This window comes from Aeromonas sp. (genome assembly GCF_050633025.1).
GTDB lineage: Bacteria > Pseudomonadota > Gammaproteobacteria > Enterobacterales > Aeromonadaceae > Aeromonas.
This window is the reverse complement of the sequence record NZ_JBODRQ010000001.1, coordinates 22,160-41,489: the sequence shown is the minus strand read 5'-3', so window position 1 is coordinate 41,489 and position 19,330 is coordinate 22,160. Positions and strand designations below refer to the sequence as shown.

At 61.4% G+C, this 19,330-nt stretch carries 16 protein-coding genes; 7 read left to right on the top strand and 9 right to left on the bottom strand.

Annotation, left to right across the window (positions count from 1 at the left end; translation table 11 throughout):
* The first annotated feature begins 189 nt into the window (after positions 1-189).
* From pssA to ACRAUW_RS00170, 3 genes are all read left to right on the top strand, one after another.
* Positions 190-1,539, top strand: coding sequence for a CDP-diacylglycerol--serine O-phosphatidyltransferase (pssA, locus tag ACRAUW_RS00180; protein WP_431360671.1), 1,350 nt, complete (start codon positions 190-192; stop codon positions 1,537-1,539).
* Between the two features lie 190 nt (positions 1,540-1,729).
* On the top strand, positions 1,730-3,799 hold the full coding sequence (gene recG / locus ACRAUW_RS00175) for an ATP-dependent DNA helicase RecG (protein WP_431360670.1): 2,070 nt from the start codon (positions 1,730-1,732) through the stop codon (positions 3,797-3,799).
* Between the two features lie 58 nt (positions 3,800-3,857).
* A complete protein-coding gene (locus ACRAUW_RS00170; protein ID WP_431360669.1) occupies positions 3,858-5,975 on the top strand; it encodes an AsmA family protein in 2,118 nt (705 codons plus the stop codon).
* Positions 5,976-6,029: 54 nt separating this feature from the next.
* Here the strand turns inward: ACRAUW_RS00170 and ACRAUW_RS00165 are convergent, their stop codons facing one another.
* Positions 6,030-6,938: a YiiD C-terminal domain-containing protein gene (locus ACRAUW_RS00165; RefSeq protein WP_431360700.1), complete on the bottom strand. Its 909-nt coding sequence runs from the start codon at positions 6,936-6,938 to the stop codon at positions 6,030-6,032.
* 170 nt (positions 6,939-7,108) lie between these two features.
* Between ACRAUW_RS00165 and ACRAUW_RS00160 the strand changes: the two genes are divergently transcribed.
* A complete protein-coding gene (locus ACRAUW_RS00160) occupies positions 7,109-7,789 on the top strand; it encodes a spermidine synthase (RefSeq protein ID WP_431360699.1) in 681 nt (226 codons plus the stop codon).
* Here ACRAUW_RS00160 and dtd read toward each other — a convergent pair.
* From dtd to ACRAUW_RS00140, 4 genes are all read right to left on the bottom strand, one after another.
* Positions 7,778-8,215 (bottom strand): D-aminoacyl-tRNA deacylase, encoded by a 438-nt coding sequence (dtd, locus tag ACRAUW_RS00155; RefSeq protein ID WP_431360668.1) that lies wholly within the window; start codon positions 8,213-8,215, stop codon positions 7,778-7,780. The two genes, ACRAUW_RS00160 and dtd, sit on opposite strands and share 12 nt — an antisense overlap.
* A 92-nt stretch (positions 8,216-8,307) precedes the next feature.
* Positions 8,308-9,180, bottom strand: a complete 873-nt coding sequence (locus ACRAUW_RS00150) for a virulence factor BrkB family protein (RefSeq protein ID WP_431360667.1) — start codon at positions 9,178-9,180, stop codon at positions 8,308-8,310.
* A gap of 373 nt (positions 9,181-9,553) precedes the next feature.
* Positions 9,554-10,780 carry an aromatic amino acid transporter gene (locus ACRAUW_RS00145; RefSeq protein ID WP_431360666.1) on the bottom strand — a complete coding sequence of 409 codons (1,227 nt, stop codon included), beginning with the start codon at positions 10,778-10,780 and terminating at the stop codon, positions 9,554-9,556.
* 169 nt (positions 10,781-10,949) lie between these two features.
* A complete protein-coding gene (locus tag ACRAUW_RS00140; RefSeq protein ID WP_431360665.1) occupies positions 10,950-12,383 on the bottom strand; it encodes a DUF2867 domain-containing protein in 1,434 nt (477 codons plus the stop codon).
* A 159-nt stretch (positions 12,384-12,542) separates the two neighbouring features.
* Here ACRAUW_RS00140 and ACRAUW_RS00135 point away from each other — a divergent pair, with 159 nt between their 5' ends.
* Positions 12,543-13,634, top strand: coding sequence for a hypothetical protein (locus ACRAUW_RS00135; RefSeq protein WP_431360664.1), 1,092 nt, complete (start codon positions 12,543-12,545; stop codon positions 13,632-13,634).
* A 66-nt stretch (positions 13,635-13,700) separates the two neighbouring features.
* Here the strand turns inward: ACRAUW_RS00135 and priA are convergent, their stop codons facing one another.
* A complete protein-coding gene (gene priA, locus ACRAUW_RS00130) occupies positions 13,701-15,908 on the bottom strand; it encodes a primosomal protein N' (RefSeq protein WP_431360663.1) in 2,208 nt (735 codons plus the stop codon).
* Positions 15,909-16,056: 148 nt separating this feature from the next.
* Between priA and rpmE the strand changes: the two genes are divergently transcribed.
* On the top strand, positions 16,057-16,272 hold the full coding sequence (gene rpmE, locus ACRAUW_RS00125; protein ID WP_005340673.1) for a 50S ribosomal protein L31: 216 nt from the start codon (positions 16,057-16,059) through the stop codon (positions 16,270-16,272).
* A gap of 95 nt (positions 16,273-16,367) precedes the next feature.
* Here rpmE and ACRAUW_RS00120 read toward each other — a convergent pair whose 3' ends face one another.
* Complete coding sequence (locus ACRAUW_RS00120) at positions 16,368-17,018, bottom strand: chromophore lyase CpcT/CpeT (protein WP_431360662.1); 651 nt, start codon at positions 17,016-17,018, stop codon at positions 16,368-16,370.
* A gap of 425 nt (positions 17,019-17,443) precedes the next feature.
* Here ACRAUW_RS00120 and rraA point away from each other — a divergent pair, with 425 nt between their 5' ends.
* Complete coding sequence (gene rraA, locus ACRAUW_RS00115) at positions 17,444-17,929, top strand: ribonuclease E activity regulator RraA (protein WP_431360661.1); 486 nt, start codon at positions 17,444-17,446, stop codon at positions 17,927-17,929.
* Between the two features lie 269 nt (positions 17,930-18,198).
* On the opposite strand, the gene ACRAUW_RS00110 is transcribed toward rraA, so the two are convergent.
* Positions 18,199-18,873: a 7-cyano-7-deazaguanine/7-aminomethyl-7-deazaguanine transporter gene (locus tag ACRAUW_RS00110; RefSeq protein WP_431360660.1), complete on the bottom strand. Its 675-nt coding sequence runs from the start codon at positions 18,871-18,873 to the stop codon at positions 18,199-18,201.
* A gap of 159 nt (positions 18,874-19,032) precedes the next feature.
* Positions 19,033-19,320 carry a DUF3630 family protein gene (locus ACRAUW_RS00105; protein WP_431360659.1) on the bottom strand — a complete coding sequence of 96 codons (288 nt, stop codon included), beginning with the start codon at positions 19,318-19,320 and terminating at the stop codon, positions 19,033-19,035.
* Between the last annotated feature and the right edge of the window lie 10 nt (positions 19,321-19,330).

Below are 19,330 nucleotides of genomic sequence, written 5' to 3'. Positions count from 1 at the left end.
TCCCGTCACAAGGATGCAGGCGGGTCGCGTCCGTCCGCCATTCGCAACCGTTGCCAGAAAAAGGCCTCACTCGTGAGGCCTTTTTCATCTTTCTGATGATTCTTTCTTTGGCTGAGAGGGCGAGATTGCTAGAATCGCCTATTCATCGCTCCGAGTGGAACGCTTAACCCCGTGATTTCAGGTTTATCTATGCATTCATCGGCCCATTATCGACAACTGCTGGCGCGCCTGCCCCAGATCGCCGTCGCAGCAGATCAGTTTGAAGTGCTCTACAGCGCCCAGGATTTCAAACGCCGCATTCTTGCGCTTATCGCCAGTGCCACCCGGCGCATCTATCTGGTTGCACTCTATCTGCAGGATGACGAGGCGGGCCGGGAGATCCTCTCCGCCCTCTACGCCGCCAAGCAGCGCAATCCGGCCCTCGACATCAAGCTGTTCGTCGACTTCCACCGTGCCCAGCGCGGCCTGATCGGCAAGGGCAAGCAGGGCGGCAACCACCTGATGTATCAGGCCATGGCTGCCGAACACGAGCACCAGATCGAAATCTACGGCGTGCCGGTCAAAGGGCGCGAGTTGCTCGGCGTGCTCCACCTCAAGGGTTTCATCTTTGATGATGTGGTGCTCTACTCCGGCGCCAGCCTCAACGACATCTACCTGCACCAGCAGGATCGCTACCGCTTCGATCGCTATCACCAGATCACCAGCCCGGAGCTGGCCCGCAGCATGGTCAACTATGTGGATGACCTGTTCGTGAAGAGCGACGCGGTGCAGCGACTGGATCACAGCGATATCCCCAGCGCCAAACAGCTGAAGGGTCCAATCCGCCGCTTTAAGCAGAACCTGCGCCAGAGCCAGTACCGCTTCAGCACCATGCCGGTCAACACCCAAGAGGTGGCTGTCACCCCCATGGTGGGTCTGGGCAAGCACAACAATCAGCTCAACCTGATGATCCGCAATCTGGTGCGCGCCACCGAGCGTGAGATCTTCATCTGCACCCCTTACTTCAACCCCCCCAAGGAGTTGAGCAAGGATATCGAGGATCTGCTGCAGCGCGGCTGCAAAGTCACCATCGTGGTGGGCGACAAGACCGCCAACGACTTCTTCATTCCTCCGGAAGAGAAGTTCTCAACCATCGGTGGTCTGCCCTATCTCTACGAGACCAACCTGCGCAAGTTTGCCGAGCGCAACCAGCGCCACATCGACGACGGTCGCCTCAACCTGATGCTCTGGTGTTGCGAGCGCAACTCCTACCATCTCAAGGGGATCTTCGTGGATGACGAGTGGGCCCTGCTCACCGGCAACAACCTCAACCCCCGCGCCTGGGCGCTCGATCTGGAGAACGGCCTGCTGGTACACGATCGTCGCCACCTGCTGCGTCCCCAGTTCAACGCGGAGCGGGAGAACATCCTGACCAACACCAAGCGCATCAGCCACTTCGATCAGGTGGAGCAGATCCAGGACTACCCGGAACAGGTGCGCAAGCTGCTGGGACGGATCCACCGGGTCAAGGCCCATCTGCTGCTCAAGCGGATTATCTGACCCCGGGCGCCATGCGCCCGCACCTTGCCTGTTAGCAACCGCACAAAGGCCTCCCGTTTTCGGCAGGCCTTTGTTCTATCCGCCGTTTCCCCCGCCTTGACGGCCCTGCCAGCAGCAACTCGGCTTGCATCGGCCCCTCAACAACCCCTATCATCTGGACATATTTACAGTGTTTTCGGGCATCTAATTGATGAAATTGGATAAAATTCCTCTCGACAGCCTCAAGGGTGTCGGCAGCAAGATGCAGGAGAAGCTCGAGCGGCTGGGACTGGCCACGGTACAGGATCTGCTGTTCCACCTTCCCCTGCGCTACGAGGACCGCACCCAGGTGTGGCCCATCGGCGATCTGCCGCCCGGTCTGCACGGCGCCGTCGAGGGCGAAATCCAGGACACTCAGCTGGTGATGGGGCGCCGCCGCATGATGGTCTGTCGCATCAGCGACGGTACCGGCACCCTCACCCTGCGCTTCTTCAACTTCACCGCCGCCCAGAAGAACAGTCTGGCGGCGGGCCGCCTGATCCGCTGCTTTGGCGAGGTGCGCCCCGGCAAATACGGGCTGGAGATGGCCCACCCCGAGTACAAGCTGCTCGGCGAGGAGCAAGCCGGCCAGACCGAAGAGGCGCTCACCCCCGTCTACCCGACCACCGAAGGGCTGCGCCAGCTCACCCTGCGCAACCTCACCGATCAGGCGCTGGCCCAGCTCGACCTCTACGGCGTGGAGGAGCTGCTGCCCGCCGGCCTCTATCCCCACCAGATTGAACTGGCCGCCGCCTTGAAGCTGCTGCACCGTCCATCCCCCTCGGTGGCACTGCCGCTGCTGGAAAGCGGCCAGCATCCGGCCCAGCAGCGACTGGTGCTGGAGGAGCTGCTGGCTCACAACCTCTCGGTACTCAAGGTGCGGGCTCAGGCACAAACCCAGCTGGCCCGCGCCCTCAAACCGGCGCCCGCGCTGGTCGAACAGCTGCTCGGCGCCCTGCCGTTCAAGCCCACCGGCGCCCAGAGCCGGGTAGTGGCCGAGATAAGTAAGGATCTGCAACAGAGCCACCCCATGATGCGGCTGGTGCAGGGCGACGTGGGCTCCGGCAAAACCCTGGTCGCGGCACTGGCCGCCCTGCAGGCTATCGGCAACGGCTGTCAGGTGGGCTTGATGGCGCCGACCGAGCTGCTGGCGGAACAGCACGCCATCAACTTCGCCAAGTGGCTGGAACCGCTCGGCATCGGAGTCGGCTGGCTGGCGGGCAAACAGAAAGGCAAGGCGCGGGAAGAGTCGCTGGCCGCGATCAAAGACGGCAGCGTCAAGATGGTGGTGGGCACCCACGCCATCTTTCAGGAGCAGGTAGTGTTCCAGCGTCTGGCGCTGGTCATCATCGATGAACAGCACAGATTCGGGGTGCATCAGCGCCTAGCCCTGCGCGAGAAAGGGGAGCGGGAAGGGGTACATCCCCATCAACTCATCATGACCGCTACCCCCATCCCCCGCACCCTGGCGATGACCGCCTATGCCGACCTCGATACCTCGGTCATCGACGAACTGCCGCCGGGCCGAACCCCCATCACCACAGTCGCGCTGCCCGACAGCCGTCGCGGCGACGTGATCGAGCGGGTCAAGCTCGCCTGCACCGAGGGCAAGCAGGCCTACTGGGTCTGCACCCTGATCGAGGAGTCGGAGGTGCTGGAGTGTCAGGCCGCCGAGGATACCGCCGCCGAGCTGCAGAACCTGTTGCCCGGTCTGCATATCGGGCTGGTGCACGGCCGGATGCGGCCGGTGGAGAAACAGCGGGTGATGGAGGAGTTCAAGGCGGGCATACTGCAACTGCTGGTCGCCACCACCGTCATCGAGGTGGGGGTGGATGTGCCCAACGCCAGCCTGATGATCATCGAGAACCCGGAACGGCTCGGGCTGGCGCAGTTGCACCAGCTGCGTGGGCGGGTTGGCCGGGGCGCGGTAGCCTCTCACTGCGTGCTGCTCTATCATGCCCCCTTGTCCAAGACGGCCCAGAGCCGGCTCGGGGTGCTGCGGGAGACCAACGACGGCTTTCTCATCGCCCAGCGAGATCTGGAACTGCGCGGCCCGGGGGAACTGCTCGGCACCCGCCAGACCGGTCTGGCCGATCTCAAGATCGCCGATCTGGTGCGGGATCAGCCGCTTATTCCACAGGTGCAAAAAATGGCGCGCTTCCTCATGGATAGGCACCCAAGCCATGTCGAACCCTTGATTCGCCGTTGGCTCGGCCTGCGGGATCACTATTCCAATGCCTGACCTGCGGGATCACGCTGCCAACGCCTGATCACTCAACCAATACAGGAGGAAAGCACTTATGAATTCCTGGCTACGCGGCCTGCTCTACACCTTCGCCTTCCTGCTGCTGTTTGTCTGGGTTGCCCTCGGCCTGTTCGACGCCGAGCGCGCCAAAGGCCCCATCGCCAGCTGGATCAGCCAGCAGACCGGCGTGCCGGTCACCATAGGGCGACTGGTGTTCAACCCGCTGCACCCTTACACCCTGCTGGCGGAACAGGTACGCTACGGCGATGCAGTCTCCCTCGACAAGATCTATCTGGAGATCGAGAGCATCGACTGGCTGAGCCGCGACGTGCGGATCGCCCATCTCGATCTCATTCGCCCCGCCATCAAGCTGCCGCTGCCCAACCAGCTACCTAGCCTGCCGGTGCACTCCCTCACCATCAGCGACAGCACCATAGACCGGCTCAGTCTGGAAAGCCCCGAGCTGACCCTGCGCGGCCTCAATGCCACCCTGAGTGACTGGGAGCTGATCGACCCGAAACGGCAACCACAGGCCAACCTGAGCCTCAATATCGGCCAGCTGGAGACTCCGCAGTTCACCTTCGCCCGTCTCAACCTGCAAGGACGGCTGGAAGGAGAAGTGCTGCGCAGCGACAAGCTGGTGACCAACCTGTTCGACGGTCTGCTGGAGACCGGCATGGTGCTGGACTGGCCCGCTCGCACCCTGCAACTGCACGATCTCAAGGCGCGCGGCATGCGGGTGGAGCTGGGGGATCTGACACAACAAGGCTTCCCGCAGCGCTTCCCGTTGCAAAGCGTGTCGCTGGATCGCGGTCAGCTGGACGGCGTCAGCCTCAACGACATCAATCAGGAGCTCTCCTTCAACAACTTCAGCGGCCAGCTCACCGCCTTCAACTGGCAGGCGGGCAACCAGCCCACCGGCTATCTGAGCGGCACCCTGGGCGACATGGGGCGCGGCCTGTTCCAGCTGGAGGAGATCAAGGGCAAACTCGCCTTCTCGCCCCAACAGATCGACGGCGAACTACAGGGCAAGGCCTATGAAGGGGAGTTCAATGTCGAGCTCTCCCTCGATAGCCAGCAGCAGAAGCTGACCCTGAAAGACGTGGCGCTGAGCGGCATGGATATCAGCCTGCCACAGGGGTGGTGGCAGGATTGGCAGAGCTGGCGCCCGCAGCAGGTGGATATCCGCAAGCTGGCGTTCGACAAGCTCAAGGTGCTCTCCTTCGACGATACCCTGCCCCTGTCGCTGACCGGCTGGCAGCTCTATCTGAGCGATCTCGCCCTGCGCGATAACCAACCCGGCCCGCTGCTCGGTCGCGCCCGCATCGAGAGCAAGTGGTTCGAACTGGTGTGGGATGGCCTCAGCGCCCGCAACGGCGAACTGGATGGCGAACTCACCCCCAGCTCGTGGCAGCTGGGCAAGCTCACCAGCTCGCTGCCGGATGAGGGCACTCTCAGCCTGAGTGGCCAGTGGGGCCGCGAACCGGGCCAGAGCAGCCGCCTGCAGTTGCAGGCGACCAAGCTGGATCTGCAGCAGTGGGGCAAGATATTCCACTCCCCGGTCTCCTTTGCCGGCAAAGCGGACGTGAGCGCCGACCTGCAAGCCGAACACGGCAAAACGGCGGGCGAGTGGCGCCAGACCCTGCAAGGCAGCTTTGCCCTCGATGCCGACGAGCCGTTCTGGGACAAGGTGAAGATAGATCCGCTGCTGGATGAGTGGTTCAAAGGGGCGACCCCGCCCACCCTGACGCCGGATCAGCTGTGGCAGGCGATGCAGGAGGGTGACACCCCCTTCTACCGCATCAAGCTGCAGGGCAAGATCGACAAGGGGCAACTACAAGTCGAGCAGGCTGGCGCCTCCACCATCACTCATCTGCTGGCGCTGCAAGGGGGGATCGATCTGGTCAACGAACAGTGGCAGCTCGATCTGGGGATCCTCAACGGCAATCGCTGCGCCGAGCTGCTCGGCCAGTGGCGCGGGCCGCTGACGGCACCCACACTGGCCTGGAGCTTCCCGCAGAAGCAGGACGCCTGCGGCTGGGAAGTGGGAGTACGCTATCCGCCGCAAGGCAACAGCGCCCCGCTCTGGCGACCGGCTCCCGCAACGAAAGCCCAAAACCAGGCCCAAGTGCAGACCCAAGCCGGGCAGACAAGCGACAGCCAGCAAGGGTAAAAACAGACAAGGCCTCATGATGAGGCCTTGTTGTTTGATGGGGAAGCGACGCGGTTACTGGCCCGGACGACGGGGTGGCTGCACCACGTAGTGACCGCAGAACTCCGCCGCCAGCTTGCTGCCGCTGAACAGCTGGATCTTGAGGCTGAAGGTGGCAGGCTCGCCCCGTTTGAGCGGCTGCAGCACGGCGGGCATCCCCTCGCGGGCCACTCGCGCCTCCGGCTCCTCATCGACCGGGCCATGATATTTGATGGTGCTCTCGGCCAGCACCGGCTCGCCCACCAGCCCCTCCTCTTTAAGTTGCAGCCAGATCAGCCCCCAACCCGCCAGCACGCACTGGCTATAGACACTGCCGGCGAACATGCTGCCATGCACGTTGCAGTTGGCCGCCAGATTGGCCTTGAGGTGGAAAGTCTGACCATCGTAGTGGCTGATGTGCATCCCCATCTTCTCGCTGATGGGTACCCCGCGCGACCAGCGGGTGGTGAGATCCTGACACCACTCCGGGCGGTACTGGATGGTCTGCAGCGGGCTCAGGGATTTTATCATCTGGCGATGGGGAATGCGGCCAAAGGTGACGGGGCCGCCCCCCACTTCGAGAAAACCGCACTTGCGATAGAACTCCACCGCCTCCTGACGGGCATTCATCACCAGCCGTTTCACCTTCTCGCTGCGAGCCAGCTGCTCGAGATCCTCCACCATTTTGGCGCCCAGCCCCTGGCCGCGATATTCGGGACGCAGCGCCATAAAGCGGATCTGCGCCTCGTCACCGCCGATAAAAAGGCGCCCCACTGCGATGGGGGTGCCATCGGGGGCCAGCATCAGTCGGTGAATGGCAACGGTGTCGTATTCGTCCCGCTCGGAACCGACGGGAAGATTGAAGGGCTTACGCAGAAGTTCCCAGCGCAACTGGTAGTAGGCATCCAGCTCGGCTGCTGTCTGAGGGGTGACTACCTGATACATAAAGCGATCCTTGAGTTTGCGCCGACTGGCTGATGGAAAGACTTGCACAGACGTTTCCAGCGCAGCTTGCAGTAAGTACCCAGCTCGGCTGCTGTCTGAGGGGTGACTACCCGGTACATAGTTTCATCCTTGAGTTACACTGGTCGGAAACCATCTTGCCGTGCAAATTCATGGACTTCAATCTGCAAGCGTACCAAGCCGATCACTTGTTGCACCTCAGCGTCAAACCCCAGCGACGCCTCACGGTACAGGAAAATGACCAGCACCGCTGGCTGGAGATAGACGGCGTGGTGCAATCCGCCATGTCGCTCGCCAACCCCGCCACCCTCTGTCTGCCCCATCAGCGGGTCATCGCCTGCCTGCTGCCGGAACAGGCCGGGCAGATCCTCGAACTGGGGTTGGGTGGCGGCGATCTCACCCGCCATCTCTGCCAACGCTGGCCCGATGCTCGCCACGAGTGCGTTGACCTCGACGAAGAGGTGTTGACCGTTTATCAGCAATTTTTCCAGCATCAGGAGAGCGATGAACACGCCGCTCCGGCACTCCATCAGGCCGATGCCCTCGCCTTTCTGGAGCAGAGCGAACAGCAGTACGATCTCATCCTGCTCGATCTCTTCAGTCAGGATGGCAACCCGCTGCTGCTGTTTCAGGAGCAGCTCTACCGGGCGCTGGCCCCCCGGCTGAACGGCACTCTGGTCATCAACCTGTTGCCGCGCACCGCGTTGGAGCTAACCCACGCCCTGACACTGATCGAGCAGTGGATTGGCCCCGCTACCCCCTATCCGGTCGCTGGGCTCATCAACGTGATCGTCCACGTCATACCGCGGGATCAGGCATCCTCAGACCTGTAGCCAGAAGGTAACCGGGCCGTCGTTGACCAGCGCCACCTTCATGTCGGCGGCAAAACGCCCGGTTGCGGTCGGGATGCCGCTGGCAGCAGCCTTCGCCACGAAGTCGTCATAGAGGCGTTCGGCCTCGCTCGGGTGGGCACCGCAGGAGAAGCTGGGTCGCATCCCGCTCTTGGTATCGGCCGCCAGGGTAAACTGGGAGACCACCAGCAGACTGCCACCGATCTGGCCGACATTCAGGTTCATCTTGCCATTCTCGTCACTGAAGACCCGATAGCTGCTCACCTTGTGCAGCAGTTTGTCGGCCTTGGCCTCGTCATCCCCCTGCTCCACCCCGAGCAGCACCAGCAGCCCCTGACCGATGGCGCCGGTCACCTCCCCCTCGACGGTCACGCTGGCCTCGGAGACCCGCTGAATCAGTGCAATCACATCCCTCTCCTCTCAAAACAGAACGACCGCCCCGGCTCGATTGCAGGGGCGGTCGTCGATGCTACCAATAAACCGGTGGCCAAGGCGATGGCTTAGCCAAGCTCCTCGCTCGCCGGCTTCTCGTACTCGCCGAGGCAGGCGGTAGTCTCCGCGCCGAGCAGCACCACCAGCCAGCTGAGGTAAACCCAGACAAACAGGATCGGGATGGTGGCCAGCGCGCCGTAGATGGCCTGATAGGAGGGGAAGCTGGTGATGTAGATGGCAAAGCCGCGCTTGGCCAGCTCGAACAGGGTCGCCGCTACCAGCGCACCGATAAAGGCGTGAGCCAGCCGCACCTTGCAGTTAGGCACCACGGTATAGACCAGCAGGAAGGTAAGCACCGAGAAGAGGAACGGCAAACCGCGCAACAGCAGATAACCGATACCGAACAGGCTCTCGGCGCCAAACAGCCGCAGCGAGAAGATGTAGGAGGAGATGGCGATACTGGCCCCGATAAGCACGGGCCCCAGGGTCAGGATCATCCAGTACATGGCAAACGCCTGCGCCAGCGGGCGACTCTGGGTCGAACGCCAGATGTAGTTGAGGTTCTTGTCGATGGCGGAGATCAGCATCAGCGCCACCACCACCAGCGCCCCAATCCCCACTGCCGTGGTGTTGGTGGCATTGGCGACGAAGCCGTCGATGTACTCCTTGAGCATCTCGCCCGCGGTCGGCACGAAGTTGTGGTAGACGAACTGCTCCATCGCCTGCTTGAGGCTCTGGAACACCGGGAAGGCGGACATCATGCCAAAGACCACGGCGATCATCGGCACCAGCGAAAGCAGGGTGACATAGGCCAGATAACCGGCGGTAACCGTCAATCTGTCCTGCTGGAAACGGCCCCAGACAAACTGGGCAAAGTGGCGACCATCATGGCGCAAGAAGGAGAGTGCGTGGGCCAAACGGCCGCTGACAGGCTGCTGCATCTTGATTCTCGTTAGCGTCATAGTGGCAATATTGTGTCAGAGGAGAGCGCTGTTTGACCACCTTTGAACCCGATTTGCCTCCATATGCCCCAACCTGTTACCCAGCTGGCGTCTCTGGCTGTCGTCAGAAGCAGAGATAAAAACGGCCCCGCTATGGGGCCGTTTGCAACGCCGGATTACAGCATGTAGTCCACGGGCAGCTCGATGCGGGCGACGCCAGAGGCCACTGCCGCCAGCACCAGATCGTGGGTAGTTTCGGCAGACTTGGTCAGGGCGATGGCCATTTTGCCCGGTACGGGCTGGGCGGAAAATGGAGCAAAAAAGGGCGACAAGTTGGCCTTGCCGCCCTTTCGGTCAGTGCTGTAGAGCTGACTCAGTTGCCCAGATAGACCGGCAACAGATTTGCCATCGACAGGAAGTGGAACAGCGCGGTCGCCAACCCGAACAGGATCAGCAGCCAGGCCATCAGCTTGCCGCCTGGGGTAACGAAGTGGGGTGTCACCTCGCCCCGCTCGGCCCGCGCCCGAGTGCGCAACACCAGCAGAGCCGGGATGATGCAAGTCCAGATGGTGGCGGCGGCACCGGCATAGCCGATGGCCAGCAGGAAGCCGAACGGGAAGAGCAGGGAGAGCAGCAGCGGCGGCAGGAAGGTGACCGCCCAGGTCTTGCTGCGACCGACGCGGCTGTTGTCGAACTTGAACAGATCAGCCAGATAGTCGAACACCCCGAGCCCCACCCCGATAAAGGAGGAGAGGATGGCCGCCATGGAGAAGCCGTTGATGGCGCTGGCCACCTTCTCCGATTCGATCACCCCTGAAAGCGCGGAGAGCAGCACACTCACGTCCCCCCCCTTGGCAATCACGGGGGCAAAATCCTGACGGGGCAGGTTGCCGAAGATCCCCAGCAGCCAGAGCACGTAGAGCGCCAGCGCGATCAGGGTTCCCCCCAGAATGGCCCATCTGGCCTGCTGCTCGTTCTGGTAATAGGCACGCAGGGAGGCAACAGAGTGGTGATAGCCAAACGAGGTGAGCGCCACCGGCAGCATCGCCATGGCATAGGGGGCGTAGCGACTCTCGCTGCCCGCCAGATCGAGCAGGGTCGGCAGCTTGATACTGCCGAGCAGACCGGCCACACCGAGGGCGAAACTGAGGATCATGAAGGCGATCAGCACCACAGAGATGCGGTCAACGGCGCGGGTCGAGTTCCACACCACCGCAGAGAAGAGCGCCACAAACAGCACGGATGCAAGCTTGCTGTCGATCCCCAGAATCCCCTGCAGGATGGCACCGGAGGAGGTGATATAGGCGTAGAGCAGAATGCCGCCAACAAAGTAGACCGAAAGGTTGTTGAGGAGATTGAGCTTCTCTCCCAGCAGCTCGCGAGTCACGGTATTGAAGGAGACCCGCATGTCGTGGTGCTGGAAGGATTCCAGCAGCATCCAGCCGGAGAGGGTCATCATCACCATGGTGACGGTCAGCGCCAGCACCGACCAGAGGGTCCAGGCCCCCGCCCCCGAACTCGGCAGACCGAGCATGCCAGCTCCCACGCAGACGCTGGCAATGATGCAGGCGCCCCCCAAAATTGACGGTTTTTTCTTCATAATCCCTTCTTTTTCTGACTGATTATCTATCCGCGGTAAACAAGACCGCGGCATGATGCCAGCCTTTGCCATGAGACGCCTACCACTATCTGCCATAACCGGGCATGGCCGCCGCATAAAAAGTGCCCCGAACGGGGCACTCTATCAGCGGGAATGATGTGAAGAGGGTTTAATCCATCACCGGGATACCTGCCCTCGCTTCGGCCTGACGGGCGATGGCCTCGGTCATCCCCTGAAAAATAAAGAGGTGGAACGGCAGCATGGCGAGCCAGTAGGCCAGCCCCCAGGCGCCCTGCGGGTGCCAGTGAGCGGTGACCCGGATGCGGGTCAACCCGGACTCCTCCGGCAGGATGTTAAACTCCAGCCGCCCGACACCCGGGGCCTTCATGTTGAACAAGAGATCGAGCCTGCGCCCCTCATCCACCCCGAGGATCTGCCAGGAGTCGAGCATATCCCCCTTAACGAAGCGGTCGGGATTGGTACGGCCACGGGTGCGGGCCGGGCCGCCGATCAGGTGATCCATCCATTCGCGCACCACCCACAGCTGGTTCATGTAGAAGTAGCGCTGCTCACCCCCCAGCTGCTGCAACACCTGCCACACCACCTCGGGAGAGGCGAGGCAGATGGCCTCGCCGCTGGCGGTACGGTCATAGAAACCATATTCGGGATGGCGCCAGCGCAGGCCAAGCGGCGTCTCCTGCCCCTGCTGTTCGGCACCCAGCGTCTGCTCCAGCGCCAGACTCTCCGCCAGCGCCTCGTCGAAGCTGAGCAGGGTCTGCGGCAGCAAGGCGCGCAGCGGGCCATCGTCGGCCGGAATATCGTGCTTGAGGCCACCCACCAGCGCCTTGGCCACCGGCTGCGGTACCGAGGTGACGAACTGCAGCCACCAGGCGGAGAGGCGCGGACTCAGAAACGGGATGGGAATGATGGGGCAGCGCTTGCCGATATGGGCGGCGAACTTCTGCAACTGCTGTTGATAGCTGAGCAGCTCGGGGCCGACCGCGTTGAAGATGCGGCCATCCACCTCGTCGGCCTCTACCAGCCCGCCCAGATAGTGCAGCAGGTTGGACAGCGCAATCGGCGGCGTGCGCGAGCGCACCCATTTCGGTGTCACCATCAGCGGCAGGTTGAATACCAGATCCCGCATCACCTCGAACGCCGCCGAACCGGGCCCGATGATGATGCCGGCACGCAGTTCCACCGTCGGCACGCCGGAGTCACGAAACAACTCGCCACAGTAGCGGCGGGAGTTGAGATGGCGGCTGTTGCACTGCTCTGGCTGGATCGCCCCGAGATAGATGATGCGACGCACCCCGGCAGCGCGGGCGGCGGCAGCAAAGTTCTTCACCCCCTGCTGCTCCAACCGGTGAAAGTCTGCCCCTGCCCCCATGGCATGCACCAGATAGAAGACAGTATCTATGCCCGCCAGCGCAGGCAGCAGGGTGATGGGCTTGAGGCTGTCGGCGAGGCGAAACTCGACTCCCTCAGGCAAGCGGCAGGGACGGCGCGCCCCGGCAATCACCTTGTAGCCCAGGGTTTGCAGGTGGGGCACCAGATAGGAGCCTATATAGCCCGCCGCCCCCATCACCAGACAGTTTCTCATCCTATCTCCCCTTTCCATTGTCGTCCCGGCCACCGGGCTGGCAACCTGAATGCCCATCATCCAGCCTCACCGTCACTTTGCAACATGGAACTAACAATTCTTCCTGTTAGTCCGATTTGGTGTTAATCCCGGTTTATTTATCGGTCGATAACTGACCAGATGTATAGCGCCGAGGGCGAAGATATGCGCATCGATCACTACGACCTCCAGGGGGAGGTGCAATACCGGCAACAACAGGCCCAGAGCCGCAAGGTGCGTAACCTTGGGCCCGTGCCACCCGTCGTCAATCCACCGGAAGGCAACAACACGGCCGCGGCCGGCGAACGCAGCAGCACCCTGACCCTCACCAGCGCCCTGACGCTGCAAACCGCGAGGCAATCCACCGCCAGTCAGCAAGCTTCAACGCCTCCCACACCGCCCGCAGCGGACGTCGGCAAAGAGCAGGATGGCATTCCCGACGATGGGCTGGATAACCGCCAGCGGCTGATCAAGCTGATGATCGAGGCGATGCTGGGCCACGAAATCGAGCTGCCCAAGCCGATCAACTCCTCCGAAGAGGGGGGCGAAGGGGTGACCCAAGGAGAAGCCGCAGCTCAGGCCGCCGAGCCGGATCAACTGGTGGAGGTGACAGATACCCTGCTGCAACAGGAGCAGCTCAACGTGGTGGCATCGGCCAGCGTAGCGACTCGGGATGGTCAGACTATTCAGCTCGATCTCGGCTTTGTGCTCGACTGGCGCCAGCTGGAGGTGAGCCAGCGGCGCACCACCCTCAATGCCCTCAAGGATCCGCTGGTGCTCAGTCTGGATGGCAAGATTGCCGATCTGACCGAGGCACGGGTCACTTTCGATATTGATCAGGATGGCAAAGAGGATAGCCTGCCGGGTCTGCGGGAAGGCAGCGGCTTTGTGGCGCTGGATCGCAATGGCAACGGCACCATAGACGATGGGGGCGAGCTGTTTGGTGCTCGCTCCGGCAATGGCTTCGGCGAGCTGGCAACCCTGGATGAGGATGGCAACGGTGTGCTGGACGAGGGGGATAGCCAGTTTTCAGCCCTGCAGTTCTGGCATCCCGAGCACGCCCCCATCGCGCTGGTCGAACTGGGGATCGGCGCCATCCTGCTACGCCCCCTCGACACCCCCTTCAACCATCTGGGGGAGAGCGGCAATCAGGGGGTGCTGCGCCAATCCGGCCTCTATCTCACCGAACAGGGTAAAGGAGGCTGGGTGCAGCAGATCGATCTGCGGGTCTGAGCCTTGAAATGAAATCACCCATCGGTCGCTGACGATAACTGTCAGCGACCGGCTCCGGTGCCGCCATCAACTCAGCTCGGTGGGGTCGATATCCAGACTCCAGCGCACCCTTTTGGTCTCGGGCCAGCCTTCCAGCTCCTTAACCGCCCAGTCCAGCAGCTGGGCCAGCGGTGCCCGATTCGGCCCCTGCACCAGCAACTGCATCCGGAACTTGCCCGCCTTGCGCTCCATAAAACCGCTGATGGGCCCCAGCACCTGAACGTGGGGATAGCGGGCGCTGCGCAGGGTATCGGCGAGGCGAGAGAGGAACAGTTGCACCTCGTCACGGCCGTTGGCCTCGGCCCGAAACAGCCCCTGATAGCTGAACGGCGGCAACCCCAGCAGGCGGCGCTCTTTCAACGCCGTATCGGCGAAGTGGCCGTAACCGTTCTGGGTCAGATCCTGCAGCAGGGCGTGCTCCGGATGGTGGCTCTGCAGCACTACCAACCCGGGTTTGCTGGCGCGACCGGCGCGGCCCGCCACCTGGGTGTAGAGCTGGGCCAGCTTCTCGGCGGCGCGAAAATCGGCGCTGAACAGAGCGCCATCCACATCCAGCAGACCCACTAGCGTCACATCCGGGAAGTGGTGGCCCTTGGCCAGCATCTGGGTGCCGATCAGGATCTTGTACTTGCCCGCCTTGATGTCGCCGAGATGGGTCTCCAGCTCCCCCTTGCGGCGGGTGCTGTCCCGATCGATGCGCACTACCGGATATTGCGGGAACACCGTAGTGAGCAGCTGCTCCAGCTGCTCGGTGCCCACTCCCGATCCGATCAGCTCGTTGCTGCCACACTCGGGGCAGTGGTGGGGCAACGGGCGCACGCTGTCACAGTGGTGGCAGTGCAGCCGTCGTCCGGCCTGATGCCAGGTGTACCAGGCATCGCAGCGCTCGCAGGCAGCGCTCCAGCCGCACTGGTGGCAAATAAGAGCCGGGGCATAGCCACGGCGGTTGAGAAACAGCATCACCTGGTTGCCCGCCGCCAGATGCTCCGCCATCAACTGCTCCAGCTGAGGGGAGAGCCCGGCCTGCAACCGCACGTTCTTGATATCCAGGATCACCTGACGGGCGGTCTGGGCATTGCCGGCGCGGCGAGTCAGGGTGAGATGGTGATACTTGCCGGTGCGGGCGTTGTGCAATGTCTCCAGCGATGGGGTAGCCGAACCAAGCAGGATCGGAATACCGGCACGATGGGCCCGCATCACCGCCAGATCCCGCGCGTGGTAGCGAAAACCGTCCTGCTGCTTGAAGGAGCCGTCGTGCTCTTCGTCGATGATGATGATGCCGAGGTTGTGAAACGGGGTGAACACCGCGGAGCGGGTGCCGATCAGGATGGCGGCGCCGCCGTCGCGGCAGGCGAGCCAGGCGTCGAGCCGTTCCCGATCGTTCATGGCGGAGTTCATCGCTACCACCGGCACGTTGAAGCGGCGTCGGAAGCGGTTGATGGTCTGCGGGGTGAGGCCGATCTCGGGCACCATCACCAGCGCCTGTTTGCCCGCCTTGAGCAGAGGCTCGAGGATGCTCAGGTAAACCTCGGTCTTGCCGGAACCTGTGATGCCGTCCAGCAGGAAGGCGCCGAACTTGTCGCTCTGGCTGGTAACGGCAGAGACGGCCAGCGCCTGCTCGCCGTTGAGACGCAGCCCCTCCCCCGGCTCAAAGCGGGCAGCCCAGTCGCCATCGTGGCTCGGCTCCAGGATGCGCTTCTCCAGCAGCCCCTTCTTCTCCAGCGCGGTGAGAGCTGCGCTCTGGATCTCCTCCTGCTTGAGAGCGGAAGGTGTCTGTGGCCCCTTGCGCAGCAAGGCGAGCGCTTGCTGCTGCTTGGCCGCCCGCTTGAGCTCGTTAAGGTCGATGGCCATGCCAGCCTCGGTGGCAAACCAGAACTCCAGTTCACGATAAGCGGCAGGCTCCCCCTTGCGCACCAGCACCGGCAGGGCATGGGGCAGCACCTCCCCCAGCGGATGCTGGTAGTAGCTGGCGCTCCAGTTCATCAGCGCCAGAATGTCGGGCCCCAGCACAGGGGCGCTATCCAGCACCCGCTTGATGGGTTTGAGCTTGTTGCGCGGCACCTGACTGTCGGCCGGGTGTTCCACCACCAGCCCGACCAATGTCTGCGGGCCGAAAGGGATCTCGACCCGACAACCGGGAGCAGGTAACGGCAGGGGGGAGAGATAGTCGAAATGACGGCGTAGTGGCACCGGTACAGCCACACGAACCAGATCCAGCGTTTGGGAAGAATTCACCAGAGGTTGCCTATTTTTTCTGCGAAGCCACTTGCCTGATCTCAGGCATTTCCTATATTATTCGCAGCCTTTGAAACTGTGTTCAACAATCGTGTGGTGTCCGACAAGAGATCGGATGGCGACACGGCCTATTACTTTGAGGTTGTCCATGAAAGCTGGTATCCATCCTGACTACGTAGCCATCACCGCCAAGTGCTCTTGCGGTAACGTCATCAACACTTTCTCTACCATCGGTAAAGATCTGAACCTGGACGTGTGCTCCGAGTGCCACCCGTTCTACACCGGCAAGCAGAAAGAAGTTTCTAGCGGCGGCCGCGTAGACAAGTTCAACAAGCGTTTCGGTGCGATGACCACCAAGAAGTAATTTTACTTCTGAAGAATTCTGAAAAAGGCGCCCAATGGGCGCTTTTTTTATGGCTTTTTTCTTCCTTCAGCTGCCCGCAACCAGCCGTACTGATCCTACTGGCCAACCCCCCTGGCACGACGCAAATAGACATACCCCTCACCCGGGCTACCCCAGCGCGGGCTCCCTGCGTTGTCATAGGCGCGATCCAGCAATCTGACGCTATCGGGGCCAATCCAGATATGCTGCACCAGCGTCGTGGCACCGCCAAAATCGGTGGAGCAATGGCCCACCCGGGTATGACCGGCATATTCGCCGGAGGGGGTGCGGGTCAGCCAGATCTCGCAACCGTGGCGCAAGGAGAGCTGCTGCGGGGTCAGACTGTCGAGCAGGGCGGGATCATGCCAGGCACCGGCAAAATCGGTAGCCCGAGGCATGGTCAGTTCGGCCATCAGGATCCGCCCGTCAGGGGCGGGTGAGAAGCGATAAATGCGCTGACGAAAGGGGCGAATAGAGCGCATGCTCAGATACTGCTCGGCATAGACCCAGCGATAGCCCTGATAGCCGGGCCAGATCTCCATCAGGCGCAGCTCGGCACTAGTAAAGCGGCTGTCGTAACTGGCCTGCTCCCGGCTCGTAAAGGCCCCATTGAACCAGCTGAGTAGCGGCTCCATACCGGGCTTGAGTGGGGTAGCCTGAGGTGCCGGCCCTGCCAACACCAGACAGGAACAGAGCAGCCCGAATACGGCCACCAGCAACTTTGCCATCGAATCCTTCCGAATCATCATAGTGGCGGCGATTATATGAGCGAATTACCCCAATAACAGCCATTACGATCAAATCATTGCCACTCTGGTGCAAAAACCTCACAAGGATGCCAGTCCGCTCACTAAACCCTACAGTTGGCATCGCCTTGCTGAGTAGCTTGGCCTATTGGCAAATGCCATGTCCTTGCGGAGCATGACCCCTTTCTCGGCAGGCCGCTCAATAGTGGCATGGCAACGGCAACCTGAACGCTATTGAAGATCCACTTGCAACAGATCAGCCCAATGAGCCTCTCACCTGTACGGATGAGCTGCATCGAGCCGATGTAGAAAACGTTATCCCTGTGACTGTTCAAGGAATATTCATTGAAATGCCGGTCTCACTCCTTATACTGGATCCACCTGTTTCCAGCCGTGGATGTGACACTATGGAATACAACACTTCAGAACTGTGCGACATCTATCAGGACATGGTGGATGTACTTGAACCCATGCTCTGCTCCTTCGGCGGCCGTGCCTCTTTCGGCGGCGTCATCACCACCGTCAAATGCTTCGAATCAAATGGCCTTATCCGTGAACTCGTCAAAGAGAACGGACTGGGACGCGTCTTGCTGATCGATGGCGGTGGCTCCATGCGCCGCGCCCTGATCGACAGCGACATCGCCACAACCGCAGCAGAGAACGAGTGGGAAGGGATTGTCTGCTACGGCTGCGTCCGCGAAGTCGATATTCTGGAAGATCTGGATATCGGCATTCAGGCACTGGCAGCCATTCCGGTCGGGGCCGACAGCAAGGATGTAGGGGAGACCGATCTGCCGGTCAACTTCGGTGGGGTGACTTTCCTGCCTGACGACCACCTCTACGCCGATACCACAGGGGTGATCCTCTCCCCCGAGGCACTCGATATCGAGTAAGCCACAGACAGAGTGACGACGGGAGCCAAGGCTCCCGTTTTTTATGCCTGTAACTTGCTGAAAAATGACAAAAAAAGAGGGCCAGATAAACTGGCCCTTAACTGGAAGCAATGTGAGCAATGTCGTGCCTTCACAAGAAGTCCATCACGTTGGAACGAATGAAGTCTTTCCCGGAAAACAAGTTAACAATAATCATTCTCATTTAACTAGGCAAGCGCTATTTGCAGAAAGTGCAAAAAATTGACCACCGCGAAGGGTGGTCAATATGGTCAGGCTTGCCGGGTGGCCGTTGGCAGGCTGGATAATCCGGCCTCGCCCACCAGCTTGCGGCTGAGGTAGCGCAGCAAGACACCGTAGAGCGGCACGAACAGACCAAGGCTTATCAGCAACTTGAATACGTAATCGACGGTTGCGATCTCGACCCAGTGATCTGCCATGAAAGGATCTGTAGTGCGCCAGAAGGCCACACTGAAGAAAGCGATGGTATCGACCAGATTACCGAACAGGGTGGAGGCCGCAGGTGCAATCCACCACTGCTTGAGCAGACGCAGCCGGTTGAACACCACCACATCCATGAACTGCCCTACCAGATAGGCCATAAAGCTGGCCAGCGCGATACGCGCTACGAACAGGTTGAACTCGGCCAGATGACCAACGCCCTGGAAGCTCCCTTCAAAGAAGAGTACGGAGAGCGCATAGGAGACCGCCAGTGCTGGCAGCATCACGGTCTGGATAATCTTGCGCGCCAGACCGGCACCGAAGATCCGCACCGTCAGGTCAGTGGCGAGGAAGATAAACGGGAAGCTGAACGCACCCCAGGTGGTGTGGAAGCCAAACACGGTGATCGGCAGCTGCACCAGATAGTTGCTGCTGGCAATGATCAGGATGTGGAACAACGACAGGCGAACGAGCGCCGTTTGGTACTGCGCAGGGGTCAGATTCATCTTGTGACCTTTTTGGTTAATGGGGTTAGGGAACCCATATCGCCACCATTGGCGATAATCGAGGGGCAGGATTATACGCCCCAAAACCGATAGTTCAATCTTTATGCGATTACGCTCGCCCAAGTTGGCCAGACAAAGAGAATGCCTTGTGGGCGATAGTCACGCCTTGTGCTGTCTGGCGAGCCAGAGCAGCGCCTCCCGATCCGCCGGGCGCACCGCCTCCAGCCAGCAGCCGCTGTAGTGCTCAAACTCCAGTCTGAACTGGCTCCCTTCAAACTCCAGCAACCAGCTATGGCGGTCGGCCCCCGCATCCTGCTCTAGCGGCTGCAGCTCCCAATCTCGTAGCAAGGCCTGCGCCAACAGCGGAAACGTGTCCCACTCGAGCGCCGGACAATCCAGCGTCACTATGCCAGCTTCGCTATCTACCTGTTTGATTTGCCAACTCATCCCCTGTCTC